The organism is Streptomyces sp. NPDC060031, from assembly GCF_042736805.1.
In the GTDB taxonomy this organism is placed as follows: Bacteria; Actinomycetota; Actinomycetes; order Streptomycetales; family Streptomycetaceae; genus Streptomyces.
The window spans coordinates 15108-27923 of the sequence record NZ_JBHWVM010000046.1 but is presented as its reverse complement, the minus strand read 5'-3'; the positions used below and the strand labels follow the sequence as shown (position 1 = coordinate 27923).

Genomic DNA, 12816 nt, shown 5'->3' with positions numbered 1-12816 from the left:
GGCGAACCGCCGCCCGGGCCCGAGGTGACCTATGTCAGTTACAGGTCGTGATGCTCAGGCTGCTGTCTCCGCAGAGGAGCAGGCTGGCCCGGCTGCCGCCGCCCGTCATCGCGGCCTCGGTGGTCTCTTCCTTCGGGGTCTCCATCGACTGCAGGTCAAGAAGCGTCATGTCAGATTCCTCTTCTTCTCTCGAGTGGTGCGATGGGTCACGGCCCCGGGTGGGACCGGCTTGGGGGCCGCCGCGCGTTCGCGCAGCGGCGGGAGGAACGGCAGGTGTGCGCGCCCACCGGGCGCCGCGCTGCCGAGGGCGAGGAGAGCGCCGGCCGTGCCCGTGGCGAGGTCCATGGACAGGCGCATCATCTGCTCGCCGGGGAAGGCCAGATGCCCCTGGTACGGCACGGCGTGCCGGGCCAGTGCGTCGATCTGGCGGGCGATGGCACCGGGTCCGGTGCCCGGGCCCGGCGTGGTGGTCCGGGCCAGGTGGAGGATCATCCCGGCGGCGCCGCGCAGCAGCCCCGGCTGGGCGTAGAAGGTCGCCTGCGCCGCCCGTACGATCTCGCGCCGGGCCTGTTCGAAGCGCTCGTCCGGGCCGTGCTCCAGCCAGTCGTCGAGCACCATGCCGATGCCGACGCTGCCCTCGCCGAGGTACGGCATCGTGCGCCATCCCTCGTTCACCTGGAGGGTGCCGTACGCGCTGGTGACGCAGCGGTCGAGGTCGCGGTGGAGTGCCTGGGCGGCGTGGGTCAGCAGTTCCTTGTCGCCGGTGCGCTCGTACAGTCGCAGGAAGAGCAGGGCGGGGCCGGAGTTGCCGTACAGCAGTCCCGCGCGGGCGGGGCGCTGCTCCGGCCGGGCGATGAGCTCGGCGCAGCGCAGGGCCGCGGTGTGCAGCTCGCTCTCGCCGCTCGCGGTGCCGAGCGCGTCCAGGGCCAGGCCGATGCCGGCGAGTCCGCTGTGCAGGTCGGGACCCGCGCTCTGCCAGGGCTGGTGCAGCAGCTGGTCGGCGAGGGCGAGAGCACGGCCGTGGTGTCCGAGCCGGTGCAGCGTCCAGGCCGTGCCGGCCAGGCCGTCGTAGAAGCCGAGCGGAGTGCCGGAGAGCGGTGCCCCGGTCCGGTCGAGCAGCCATTCCTCGGCCTCGGGCCAGGGTCCGGCGCCGGTCTCGGCGAGGGCGTGGAGCACCCCGGCGATCCCGTAGCCGAAGCCGATGCCTCCCCCGGCGGTCGCGAACTGGGCGATGTCGCCCGGTACGAGGCGGTCCTCGCGGTCCGGAGTGGCGCTCGCACGCAGCGCCGCGGTCATCGACGTACGGGCGGCCGGCCACTGCCCGGGCTCGACGGGCAGGTACGGCCCGGTCGGGACGGGCGGGCGGGCACCCGGTCCGTCCTGCGGGGCGCCGGCCATGATCTCCTCGACGGCCTCGTCCAGGAACCGCCGCGGTACGGGGAACTGCTCGGCGGCGACGGCGGCCAGATGTGCGGCCTTGGTCCGGTCCATGACGAGCAGGCTGGTCAGCGGCAGGAACAGGGCGAGCCGCAGGCAGGCGAGGGCGTAGCGGTCGACGGAGAACCCGCGCCGTCCGGCGGGTGCGACGAAGGCGGGGTTGGCGACGGTCTGCCGCAGCCCCTCGTCGACGTGCGCGGCGGCTTCGAAGTCCAGGAGTGCGACCGAGGGTTCGCCCGTCTCGTCCTCCGCCACCATGATGTTGAAGAGGTGGAGGTCGTTGAAGACCACCCCACGGGCGTGCACGGCGTCGACGGCCTCCGTGACCCGCCGGTGGATCGTGAGGGCCCACTCGGTGTACGAGGCGAGTTCCGCCGGGTCGGGGTCGGCCTCGATCAGCGGGTGGCGGCGGGCGAAGTAGGTGTTGAGCGGTTTGCCCGCGAGGTGCTGCAGTACGAGGAAGTGGTGGCCGCCGACGGTGAAGGTGCCGCGGACCGACGGGACGCAGTCCAGGCCCTCCAGGCGTTCCAGCGCGGCCTGTTCGCGGTGCAGCCGGGTCACGGCGTCCGCGCCGTCGGCGGCGAGGCCGGCGTGCGGACGGGCCTCCTTGAGCACCACGCGCTCGCCGGTGCGGCTGTCCTTGCCGACGTAGACGCCGCCGCCGTTGGAGAAGTGCAGCGCCCGCTCCACCGTGAAGGGGACGCCGGTCAGGGTGACCGCGGAGCGCGCCGCGAGGTGCGGCTTCAGGAAATCGGGCAGTTCGAGCCACTCGGGCGGCTGGAAGACCGGTTCGCGCCGGTCCGGTACGAGCCGCCCATCCGGGGTCCCGATCGCCGGGACCAGTTCGCCGTGCTCGTCGTAACAGTGCCTCAGGGTGAAGCTGCCGTAGCGCAGGTGGACCGGTCCGGCGCCCCAGCGCAGATCGCTGAGGATGTACGGGCCTGCCGCCCCGGCCAGCGCGGCGTCGAGGTCCTCCGCGATCCGGCGGCACTGCTCCTCGTCGGCCGGGTACACGGTGATGAACTTCCCGCTCGCCGCGCGGTCGGCGTACTTGGCGTTGCGCAGGTGCAGCAGGTAGCGGCTCGGGATGAACTTGAAGGCGATGCTGCGGGCGGTGCAGTACTCGTACACCGTCGTCAGCAGCGACTCGGCGTTGTCGAGCGTGGCCGAGACGTGGATCTTCCAGCCCTGCGCGGGCAGTTCGGCCCCGGCGGGACGCAGCGCGAGCCAGTCGCCGCTCCGGTGCGAGAGCCACCCCGACGGGACGGGGGCGAGGGCGGCCGGATAGCTCTCGCCGGCCCGCCGGTACGGCGCGTCGTAGAACCAGCGGTCGGCGTCGCAGAAGGCGGCGTACCCCTTGTTCACACCTGCTCCCTCGGTCGGTGACAGAACCGACCGTGTCACGCCCGGCACGCGCGGCGACAGTCACCGCTGTCACCGGTGGGGTGTGCAGTACTCACGAGTCACGAGGCTCCGCTTCCCGTAGCCCGGGCGGCTGGCGCCGGGTCCAGCGGTGCCACCAGTGCCGGCGGCGCGGGTGGACGGCCCGCCCCAGCCTCCGCCCGATCAGCAGGTAACCGAGGAGCGCTCCGGCCGTGTTGAGGATGACGTCGTCGATGTCGAAGACGCGTCCCGTGACGAGGGCGCCCTGGATGAGCTCCACCAGCGTCATCAGGCAGACCGTCACGGCGCCGACCCGCAGCAGCCCTCGGGCCGGGGGCAGCAGGACGGGCAGGAGCACACCGAACGGCAGGCCCAGCAGCAGGTTCCCGCCCAGCTGGCGCACCGCCTCGATCGTCGACGTCCCGTCCAGGTAGGCGCTGATCGAACGGCCGGGACGGAGATTGCTGTGTACGAGGGCCGCCGAGGCGGCGGACGGTTCCAGCGTCAGCCGGGCCAGGACCAGGCCGAACAGGATGGTCCCGACGAGGGCGATCACCATGGCCAGTGCCCGGACGGCCGGGTGTACCGGCCGGTGTTGCTTCCCGGTGGCCGTTAGGGCCGGTTCCTTTGGCTCCCCACCGCGCCTTCGCGCGTAAGTCCATGTCATGAGGGCGCGTCTACCCTGCGGACGGCCCGGTACGCGAGCGCCGGCGGCAGCCCGCCTTGGCGCCGCACGCGGGACCTCACGGGTGCATGCACACGACGCCGTCGGGCACGCGCACGGCATGAGCGACATCACCCGCACCGCACCGCACCGCGGCAGCCCACCCGCTGCCGCCCTCGGGGCGCGCACCCGCGCCGAACTGCGGCGTACGGCCGTCCACGTCTGGACCGACAATCTCGCCGACCAGGCGGCCGCCCTCACCTATTACGCCGTACTGGCGCTCCTGCCCGCACTCGTCATCGCGGTCTCCCTCGTGGGGCTGCTGGGCGACGGGTCGAGGGACCGGCTGGTCGCCGAGCTCACCTCGTACGCGCCCCCTCAATCGGCGCAGGTACTGCACGACGCGCTCGCCGGCCTCTCGGCGGAGCACTCCTCGATGTGGACCCTGCTGATCGGCGGCGTGCTGAGCGCGGTGTGGTCTGCATGCAGTTACCTGGCGGTGTTCCGACGCACCCTGCACACGATGCACCGGGTGCCCGATACGCGGACCGCGCTTCGCGCGGCCCACATGCTGGTCCTCAACGCCGTGCTGCTGCTGATCCTGCTCGTCGTCGGCGCCGTGGGACTGGTCGTGTCGGGGCCGCTGGCCCGACGGGCCGCACAAGCCACCGGCGGGGACAGCACGCACGGCATCGTGCTCCTGCGCTGGCCCGTGCTGCTGGTGGTCGTCACCCTCCTGGTGCTGGTCCTCTTCCGCACCGGCCCCGCCCAGAGCCGGGGCGCCCGCCGGGGCCTGCCCGGCGGCGTACTCGCGGCCCTGCTCTGGCTGGCCGCCTCGGGGCTCTTCACGCTGTACACGGAGCTGGGCACGTACGGCCGGCTCTACGGCTCGCTGGCCGGCATCGTGGTCTTCGTCGTCTGGCTCTGGTTGGCGAACCTGGCGCTGCTCACCGGGGCCCGGTTCAACGCGGAACGGGCACGGGAACCCGCCCCCCGGCCCCACCCCTGAGCCTCGGCGGCCGAGCGGGGTTTCGCAGCGGTGGATTCCCGGACCCGAGAGTTCTACCGTGGGAGCAGAAGCTGGAGCGGCCATGCTCGTCACCTCACCCTCACCCCCGCCCCGCCCGCCCTCACCGCCCCCGCCACCGCCGAGATGACCGGGTCCGGAGGGGCGGGACGGCTGTCGCCCTTCGGGCGGACACTCAGCGCGATCCGCCGTGCGCGGGCCGGTCGCCGCTGGGCCCACGTGCGGAACCTCGATCTGTGGCAGCGCTCCCTCGGGTTCGCGGCGCTCGGGTTCCTCACACTGGTGCCCCTGCTGATCGTCGTATCGGCCGCGGACACCCGCGGGGGGCAGGGGTTCGCGCAATGGCTGGGAGACGGGCTCGGCGTGTCGCCGGCCGCCAGGGTGGAGATCGAGCGGCTCTTCGCCCTGCCCGGCCAGGCCTGGCGGACCACGACGGCGTTCGGCCTCGCCGTGCTCGCCGTGTTCGGCCTGTCCTTCGGCACCCTGTTGCAAAGCGGATACGAGCAGGTCTGGGGTCTTCCTCCGGCCCGCTGGTGGGCCAGATGGCGTCACGTGCTGTGGCTCGGCGTGCTGATAGGTGTCCTCTACCTCGCGGCGATCATTCCACCGTGGCGCGATTCCCCGGCCCGCGGTTTCGTCACGGTGGTGATCGGAACCCTCTTCTTCTGGTGGTCCCAGCGCCTGCTGCTCGCCGGCCAGGTCCCGTGGACCGCCCTGTTTCCCGGGGCGGCGGCCACCATGACCGGACTGCTCGGGCTGCGGGTCTTCTCCCGGCTCGTCTTTTCACCGCTGATCGCGTCCAGCGCGGTCACGTACGGCCCCTTCGGAACCGTCCTCGTCATCCAGACCTGGCTCGTCGGTATCGGGGTCGTCGTCTTCGGGGGCGCCCTCGTCGGCCGACTGCTCCACGACGAACTGCTGCGCCGGGCGCGCCCGGCGGATCCCGGCCGGTGAGCCGAGGGCTGCGGGGTCGGCGCCGGGCGACACCGGCCCGGCCGTCGCACGCGAACGGCGTGCCCGGCGCGCGATGCGGCGGACCGGGCGACCGCCGCCGCCTGCCGTTCGACGTACTGCCGCAGCTTCTCGCCGCGGACTCCCTCATCTTCTTCTGATCTCAGAGTCCACTGCGGCTGGACGTGGGGCAACGGCAGGCCCGCGGCTCGTGCGTTCGCATACTTGCGACGTGACAGACCACGTGAAATCCCTGCCCGATGCCGCCATACCGCCCGGCGGCCTGCGCACTTGGAGCGTCAGCGACGCCGAGCGCTGGCGCGCGGCCGCCACCCCCGCCGCCTTCTCGCCGGTTGCCGGAAGTTGGGCGCTGGCCCCGCTGGTCGCGGTGGCGGCCGTCCTGCTCGGTTGGAACGATGCCGCGACGGCGGATCGCGGCACCGGGTGGGCAGGTTATCCGGTGGTGTTCCTGCTGATCAGCCTGCCGCTGTGGTTCCGGCTGACCCCCGTCGCCGCGCTCGCGGCCACAGCGCTGCTCGCCGGGTACTCGGCGTTCACGCTGGCCGGCCTGCCCGCCGGCGATACCGCGGGCCTCGGCGGCTGCCTGCTGGTCTTCGCGGTCTGCGCGTACGTGTGCGCAGGGGCGACGCTACGGCTGCGGGCCCGCCGACGCCAGCGCTCCCTCGCCCTCGCCGCCGCCGGCCCGGGCCGCCACCCGCTGCCCCGCCGGCTCCCCGAGAGCCACCGTCTGCGCGGCCTGGGGCTGATGCTGCCCGGCGGCGTGCTGTGCGTCGGCGGCGTCATCATCCTTTGCTGGGCCCTGGCCATGGACCTGGGGGCACGGCGGGCGGGCACGTACGACGCCACCGGGCAGCAGATCCTGGCCCTGCTGTCGGCGGTCCCCGGTGCCGCGATGCTCGGCCGGGGGGTGGCTGCCCAACTGGCCGCGCGCCGACTGCGCGCCGCGCCGCAGCCCGCCCTGCTCGTCGGCGTGCGCGCCACCGGTCCCGCGCACAACTGGCTGTACGCCGACGCCCGCACCCCGACCGCACAGCCGCTGATCTGCTTCCGGAGCCGGTTCGAGGACCGCGTCAGCCCGGTGCGGACCCTGCAGGGCGGCTCGGCGGAGCGACTGCGCGCAGAGCACCAGGACGTCAATCCCTTCAGCGAGCCCTTCGAAGCCATCCTCTACGGCGCCCCGCGTGAGGGTGCGGAAGTCGTCCTCGAGTACGCGGTGGTCCACGACGGCACGCTCATCGTCACGGAGGTGGCGGCCGTCCCGCTGCTGGCGCGGCTCCGCCGTCAGCACGCCGAGTGGGGGGCGTCCGGCACCTCGTCCCCGTCCGCCCTCTGGCAGCGCAAGAAGGATGCCGACCGCCGGAGGCGGTCCGTGGCGTCGACCGGGTCCTCCGGCTCCTCCTGCGGGTCGTTCTACGGCTGCGGCTCGGACAGCAGTTGCGGGGGCGGCTGCGGGGGCGGCGACTGATCCACGTGAGTGAAGGTTCAACCACCTTGCGGAGCAGGCTAGTTGGCCGGAAGTGAAGGTGACTGCCGCAGTGCACACATGGCATGATCAAGATTGACGTTACTTACCAGTAACACCTCCTCCCCCCATCGAAGGTCACCGCTCAGTGCGCACCACGCTCACCACACGCCTCCTGCTCCCCGGCCTCACCACGCTGGCCCTCGCCGCCACCGGCTGCTCCTCGGTGGCACACACCAGTGCCGCCGAACCGGCCAGCCCCGCCCCCCTCACGTCGACGGCCGACGGCACCCAGCAGCTCAACGTGGCCGCTGCACCGCAGGGGTCGCCCGCTCCGACGGCCATCGCCCGCACCCGTACCGGCAAGGGCCCCGAGAAGTCCTCGCTGAGCGTCGCCTCCTACGACAAGGCGAACGGGCGGGCCGTCATATCCGCGGCCCCGCAGGGAAGTTCCGCCGCGCCGAGCCACTCCCCCACGCCCGCCACGCCCGCCACGCCCGCCGCTCCCGTCGCGGTGGGCGACGTCATCGCCAGCGCGCCCGCGCCCGGCGCCCCCGACGGCCTGCTCGCGAAGGTCACCGAGGTCGTCGGCAAGACGGACCGCGGGACGGAAGTGAAGACCGCCGCCACCACGCTCGCCTCCGTCCTCAACGACGACAAGGCCGAAGGCAAGGTGCCGGTCGACCCCGCATCGGTCACCGTCGAGCCGCTGATGAAGGGCGTCACCTTCTCCTGGGCGAAGCCCCAGGGTGCGCGGTTCGGGCCCAAGGGCGCGACCCTGCCGCTCGGCAACCTGCGGCTCGACGTGGACGCCTCGGTGGACACCGCCCAGGACGCCCCCGCCTCGGCCGGCGCCTCGGTGTCCGGCTTCGTCCAGCTCGCCCCCGAGGTGGAGTTCTCGTACGACGGCAGCTCCGGCGCCGGCCACGGTCCGAGTTCCGCCTTCCTCGGCATGAGCGGGGCCTGGTCCTCGCAGTGGGAGCTCAAGGGCCGCGCCGCCGCGAGCACCGGGGCGCCCAAGCGCATCCCGTTCGCCAAGCTGCACAGCGCCCCCGTCATCCAGGTGGGCCCGGTGCCCGTCGTCGTCAACCTCGACATGACCTGCTACGTCCAGGTGGAAGCCGACGGCCGCGTCACCCTCGACGTCCAGCAGGACGTCAAGGGCGACTTCCGTGTCGGCGGCAGCTACGCGTGGGGCAAGGGCTGGACCCCGGTCAGCACCTCGGCCGTGCACAGCTCCCCGGTGAAGGCGAGCGTCACCGCCGCCGGGCGGGTCAAGGGCGCCCTCGGCGCCGAGGCCTCCGTGGGCCTGTACGGGGCCGTCGGCGTCACCGCCGACTTCGCCCCCTACCTGCGCGGCGAGGCCGACGTCAAGGCGAGCGCGTCCACCGACGGCAAGACCTCGGTGAACGGCTCCTGGGCGCTGCACGGCGGCTTCGACCTGAGCGGCCAACTCCACTTCGCGCTGTCCCTGTTCGGCACACCGGTCATCGAGCGCCGCATCCCGTTGGGCACCCTCAACCGCGAGTGGCCCCTCGCGAGCGGCCGCACCGCGGGGTAGCGGGCGCCGGAACACCGCCGGCGGGCAGACGGCCCCGCTAGGACGAAGGTGGCCCCGCCCCTGACAGGGCGAGGGCGCCTTCCGCCACGCGGGCGGCTGCCAGCTGGCCGGGGGTGGTCTCGGCCAGGGCGCGGAACTCGCGGTTGAGGTGGGCCTGGTCGTAGAAGCCACAGGCGGCCGCCACTTCGGTGAGATGCGCACGCTCGCCGGTGAGCAGACTCATGGCCCGGTGGAAGCGCAGGACCCGGGCGGACATCTTGGGCGTCAGGCCGACCTGTTCGGTGAACCGGCGGACCAGGTAGCCCTGGCTCCAGCCCACTTCGGCCGCGATCCGGCCGACGGGGATCGCCCCGCCGGCGCGGCACAGCAGTCGCCAGGCGTGGCTCACCTCGGGCGCGGGACGCGGGCCGTGCTCGAGCCGGGCCGCCAACGCGCGGTCCAGCAGGTCGAACCGGGCTCCCCAGTCGCTGGTGGCCGCCAGTTGCTCCACCAGCATCGCGGCCTCGGGACCGAGGACGTCGCGCAGCTCGACCACCCTGTTGGTCAACTCGCTCATCGGCAGTGCGAACAGCCGGTAGGCGCCCAGTGGGGTCAACTCGAGCCGAATCGCCTCCTGGCCGCCGGGGTGGTCACACACCCGGGGCCCGTCCTCCAGACCCGCGACCAGCGATCCGGTCACCTGGCTGTTCGGGCTCGCGTCCCCCAGTCGACGGCGGATCTGGGCGAACGGCTCCCCCAGACTGATCACGACGACGGCTCGGCCCGTGGGAACCAGCCGCACCCGATAGGGCGAGGCCGCCGCCTCCCAGTAGCCGGCGTAGCTGTGCACGATCGGGCGCAACTGGGCGGGCCACGGCCGGCTCACCCGCCACCGGCCACCCACCTGGGTCACCTCGACTCCCTGACCGGCCGTGCGTGTGCTCGAGACCACCGGCATACCCCTCTCCCTCCCGTGGCAACGGGCGCCCGGCGCGAGCGGGGCTCCCCTGACAGGTCGGTTCCCCTCGGCCCCCGCACCACTTCCGGATCAAGCATCAGCATCCCAGACAGCGCCCCGGAGCGATCCGTTCAGGGGCGGACTCCCTGATCGGGCGTACGGACGGCCCCGCACGGGCGTGGGCGGCGGCCCCACGCGGAGATCATCGGGGCGGTGGCCAGGTCGAGGCGTCCGGTGGCGAGGTTCGCCAGGTGCGGGTCGATCTCCCCGTCGGTGGCAGGTCCTTCCGCCACCAGACGACGGCGGATCTGCCGCACGGTCGCGGCCTCCAGGACGGCGCAGGCCGACGAGGTGACCGGGAAGTACGCGTCGGCCTGAACGTCCTCCAGGCCGGCCTCCCGCAGCAGCCGGGGCAGGGTCCGTCCGTACGCCGGGTCCGCGCCGCGGGCGGCCATCAGGGTGCGGAAGCCGGAGCGCAACCGGTTGGCGAGCTGCTGTTCGGGACCCGACTCGTCCGGACACAGCAGCGGCTGCAACCCGGGGTCGGCGTCGTCCAGGAGCAGCCAACCGCCCGGCCGCAGCGCCCGGACCATGCGGCGCGGCGCCTCGGGGCGGTCGGTGACGTGTACGAGGACCAGTCGGGCGTGGACCAGGTCGAAGCCCGCCGGGCGGCGGCGGGTCGGCCGCCACGTCGTGGCGCAGCACCTCGATCACGCCACCGGCGATGTCCCGGGTCCAGGACACGTCGATGTCGGTGGCCACCACCGTTCCCGCGGCGCCGACTCGCCCGGCCGAGCCGGTCGACGTGCCGGAACGTCACCGGGTCGAACAACTCGCTCAGGGCGTCGAACCGGATCCCTGCCTCGCCTGCCGGTTGTCCAGCAGGTAGCCGTGATCGTCGTCGTGCTCAGCCATGGGGCGATTCTGGCAGAGGGGCGGTCGGGCGCGGCCAGCTCCGCCGGACCTGGTCCCGGAGCCAGATGTGCGCCGGGTCGGCGTCGTTGCGCGGGTGCCACGCCATGCCGAGCGCCACGGGCGGCAGTTCCAGCGGTACCTCGAAGGTGGTCAGGCCCAGCACGTCCAGGGGGTGCGCCGCGCCGCCGGCCGGGGCGAGGCAGACCAGGTCCGTTTCCCGGCAGAGCAAGAGCGCGGCGCTCCAGCCCGGTACGACGGCGACCACCCGGCGGCGCAGTCCGAGCTCGGCCAGCCGGTCGTCGATGGGGCCCCGGACCCGGCCCTGCCGGGACACCCCGATGTGGTCGGCGGCGGCGAACGCCCCGGCGGTGACCGTCTTGCGGCCGGCCAGGGGGTGTCCGGCTCGTACGGCGGCGAGGAGGCGCGTCCGGCCGAGGGACTCGGTCCGGGTTTCCGGGTCGGGGTGGCCGATGACGCCGATCTCCAGGTCGAGCCGGCCCTCGCGCAGGGCGGGTGTGCCTTCCAGGGCCTCCGGCATGAAGCGGAGAGTGACGCCGGGTGCTTGGCCGGAGACGGCGCGCACGAGCCGGGGGGCGAGCCCGGCGAGGACCATCTCGCCCGCCTGGACGGTGAAGTCGCGGGCGAGCCGCGCCGGGTCGGTGACGGGCTCGGGTGCGAGGAGGGCGCGTGCCTGGTGGACGAGGGTGCGGACGCCCGGGCGCAGTTCGACGGCGCGGGGCGTGGGGACGAGCTGCCGTCCGGCGCGTACGAGCACGGGATCGCCGAGGGCCCTGCGGATCCGTCCGAGGGTGCGGCTCATGGCGGGCGCGGACACGTGCAGCCGGGCGGCGGCCCCCGTGACGCTCTCCTCCTCCAGCAGCGCGTCGAGGGCAACCAGCAGATTCAGGTCCAACTGCCTGTCGAGTCCGTCCACGAGATGTGTCCCCCCTCACGGGCCGGTCCGCTCAACCCCTGGGCGACCAGCGTCTTTTCCCTGCACGCAATCACACCTTGCCATAAGTGCACTGGAGTTAATCCATCCGGCCACCCAGGCTCCAGGCATGACAGAGAACATGCAGGACGTACTCGCCGTGGCGAGCCAGAGCGGCCCCACGATCACCTTCTTCGACGCCGTGGACTTCCGACGGCTGGGAGTGCTGGAAGTCCCGAACGAGCCGCACGAGCTGTGCTTCGACCTGGTGCGGCGGCGGCTCTACGCGACGATCACGTACCGGTCCGGCTATTACCACGCCAACGGTGGCCGTGCCCACGAGCTCGTGGTGATCGATCCCGATCGGCGCCGGATCGTCGACATCGTCGACCTCGCGCCGGAACGCGCGCCGCACGGCATCGCCATGGACCCGTCGGGCGAGCTCCTGTGGGTGAGCGTCGAGGCGCACGGCGCCGAGGAGGGCGCCCTGGTGGCGCTCGACGCGGACACCCTCAAGCCGGTGCGCCGGCTGTCCGTCGCCGCACCCGGTCCGCACTGGTTCACGCTCACGCCGGACGGGAGCCGTGCTTACAGCGCGAACAAGGAGGCGCCGTTCGTGTCGGTCGTCGACATCGGTTCGGGAGCCGTGGCCGACCGCATCGAGGTGCCGGGGAGCGAAGGCATCGCGGCGTCGCGCGACGGGCGGTTCGTCTATGTGGCCGCCCCCAAGGGGGACTTCGCGGTCGCCGGGCCGGTGCCTGACGCCGGGGTGCGGGTCGTCGACACGGCCACGGGCGCCCTGGTCCGGACGCACCGGACGAACGGGCTCGTCTTCCCCGTCCACGTCACCGCCACGGATCTGGTACTCGCCGGAGAACTGCGCATGCGAGCGGGCCGGTCGGCGCTGGGCGTGCACGAGCCGGGGCTCCTGCACGTATACGGCAAGGACGGCGCGGAGCGCGGCTGCGTGGAGGTCGGCGCCTTCCCGCTGACGATCACCTCGTCACCCGACGGGAGGTACGGCTACGTCGCGGCGGTCTGGTCCAGCACGGTGACGGTGGTGGACTTGGAGCGAGTGGAGGCGGTGGCGACCCTCCACGTCGACCGCGCGGGAGAGCCGGGAGCGCACGGGCTCGCCTACATCCCGGCGCGGAAGCACGCGTAGCAGCGGGATGCGTCCGGGGCCTGGCAGGTCCCGGGCGCGTCCCGTCACCCCGATCACGGATCCGGGGGCTTGTTGCAGCAGTGCGAGGCGCTCGACGTCATGCTGGCCACAGCGACGCTGCTGGGCGTACGCCGGGGCTGCAGGTTCTGGAGTTTGAGCACGGCCATACGGTTCACCTCCTCGCAGTAGTCGGGTACGCGGCCCCGCGCGGCTGGGGCCGGGGCGGTCGTACCGGCCGATCGGCCGAGCCGAGTCAACTCCGCCCGCGACCTTCACACATGCGGGCGCGCCCCCCGCAATTGCCGCGCGGGACACCCGGATCAGCGCCGCCCTCGGACGCCGCGAATGGTGGTGGTGGCGGC

General features: G+C 73.2%; 11 protein-coding genes and 1 pseudogene. 5 read left to right on the top strand and 7 right to left on the bottom strand.

Translation table 11 applies throughout. The features are described 5' to 3' along the window. Positions 1-34: 34 nt before the first annotated feature. The 3 genes from ACFWB8_RS21130 to ACFWB8_RS21120 form a co-directional block, all read right to left on the bottom strand. Complete coding sequence (locus ACFWB8_RS21130) at positions 35-169, bottom strand: SapB/AmfS family lanthipeptide (RefSeq protein ID WP_214939950.1); 135 nt, start codon at positions 167-169, stop codon at positions 35-37. Next, positions 166-2802, bottom strand: a complete 2637-nt coding sequence (gene lanKC, locus ACFWB8_RS21125) for a class III lanthionine synthetase LanKC (protein ID WP_385229019.1) — start codon at positions 2800-2802, stop codon at positions 166-168. The genes ACFWB8_RS21130 and lanKC overlap by 4 nt, the downstream gene beginning before the upstream one ends. Before the next feature lie 91 nt (positions 2803-2893). Continuing rightward, positions 2894-3379, bottom strand: coding sequence for a VanZ family protein (locus ACFWB8_RS21120; RefSeq protein WP_385229016.1), 486 nt, complete (start codon positions 3377-3379; stop codon positions 2894-2896). A 226-nt stretch (positions 3380-3605) separates the two neighbouring features. On the opposite strand from ACFWB8_RS21120, the gene ACFWB8_RS21115 reads away from it, so the two are divergent. From ACFWB8_RS21115 to ACFWB8_RS21100, 4 genes are all read left to right on the top strand, one after another. Beyond that, positions 3606-4493 carry a YihY/virulence factor BrkB family protein gene (locus ACFWB8_RS21115; protein WP_385229013.1) on the top strand — a complete coding sequence of 296 codons (888 nt, stop codon included), beginning with the start codon at positions 3606-3608 and terminating at the stop codon, positions 4491-4493. A 144-nt stretch (positions 4494-4637) separates the two neighbouring features. Next, the gene (locus tag ACFWB8_RS21110) at positions 4638-5465 is read left to right on the top strand and encodes a ribonuclease BN (protein WP_385229106.1); all 828 of its coding nucleotides are present in this window, start codon (positions 4638-4640) and stop codon (positions 5463-5465) included. A gap of 229 nt (positions 5466-5694) precedes the next feature. Then, entirely contained in the window at positions 5695-6948 is a 1254-nt protein-coding gene (locus ACFWB8_RS21105) for a hypothetical protein (RefSeq protein ID WP_385229010.1), read from the top strand. Positions 6949-7093: 145 nt separating this feature from the next. Next, entirely contained in the window at positions 7094-8506 is a 1413-nt protein-coding gene (locus ACFWB8_RS21100) for a hypothetical protein (RefSeq protein ID WP_385229007.1), read from the top strand. A gap of 37 nt (positions 8507-8543) precedes the next feature. Here the strand turns inward: ACFWB8_RS21100 and ACFWB8_RS21095 are convergent, their stop codons facing one another. The 3 genes and pseudogenes from ACFWB8_RS21095 to ACFWB8_RS21085 all read right to left on the bottom strand — a co-directional run bounded on the left by ACFWB8_RS21095 (position 8544) and on the right by ACFWB8_RS21085 (position 11292). Then, positions 8544-9398, bottom strand: coding sequence for a helix-turn-helix domain-containing protein (locus tag ACFWB8_RS21095; protein WP_385229004.1), 855 nt, complete (start codon positions 9396-9398; stop codon positions 8544-8546). Positions 9399-9574: 176 nt separating this feature from the next. Then, positions 9575-10358, bottom strand: a pseudogene (locus ACFWB8_RS21090) (methyltransferase domain-containing protein). Then, complete coding sequence (locus ACFWB8_RS21085; protein WP_385229001.1) at positions 10351-11292, bottom strand: LysR family transcriptional regulator; 942 nt, start codon at positions 11290-11292, stop codon at positions 10351-10353. The pseudogene ACFWB8_RS21090 and the gene ACFWB8_RS21085 overlap by 8 nt, the downstream one beginning before the upstream one ends. Before the next feature lie 127 nt (positions 11293-11419). Between ACFWB8_RS21085 and ACFWB8_RS21080 the strand changes: the two genes are divergently transcribed. After that, on the top strand, positions 11420-12454 hold the full coding sequence (locus ACFWB8_RS21080; protein ID WP_385228998.1) for a YncE family protein: 1035 nt from the start codon (positions 11420-11422) through the stop codon (positions 12452-12454). Positions 12455-12507: 53 nt separating this feature from the next. Here ACFWB8_RS21080 and ACFWB8_RS21075 read toward each other — a convergent pair whose 3' ends face one another. Next, complete coding sequence (locus ACFWB8_RS21075; protein ID WP_385228995.1) at positions 12508-12621, bottom strand: class III lanthipeptide; 114 nt, start codon at positions 12619-12621, stop codon at positions 12508-12510. Between the last annotated feature and the right edge of the window lie 195 nt (positions 12622-12816).

Coding starts and splice junctions, on each gene's coding strand:
- ACFWB8_RS21130 (WP_214939950.1), bottom strand. CDS start 169: ATGACGCTTCTTGACCTGCAGTCGATGGAGACCCCGAAGGAAGAGACC.
- ACFWB8_RS21120 (WP_385229016.1), bottom strand. CDS start 3,379: ATGGTGATCGCCCTCGTCGGGACCATCCTGTTCGGCCTGGTCCTGGCC.
- ACFWB8_RS21115 (WP_385229013.1), top strand. CDS start 3,606: ATGAGCGACATCACCCGCACCGCACCGCACCGCGGCAGCCCACCCGCT.
- ACFWB8_RS21110 (WP_385229106.1), top strand. CDS start 4,638: ATGACCGGGTCCGGAGGGGCGGGACGGCTGTCGCCCTTCGGGCGGACA.
- ACFWB8_RS21080 (WP_385228998.1), top strand. CDS start 11,420: ATGACAGAGAACATGCAGGACGTACTCGCCGTGGCGAGCCAGAGCGGC.
- ACFWB8_RS21075 (WP_385228995.1), bottom strand. CDS start 12,621: ATGGCCGTGCTCAAACTCCAGAACCTGCAGCCCCGGCGTACGCCCAGC.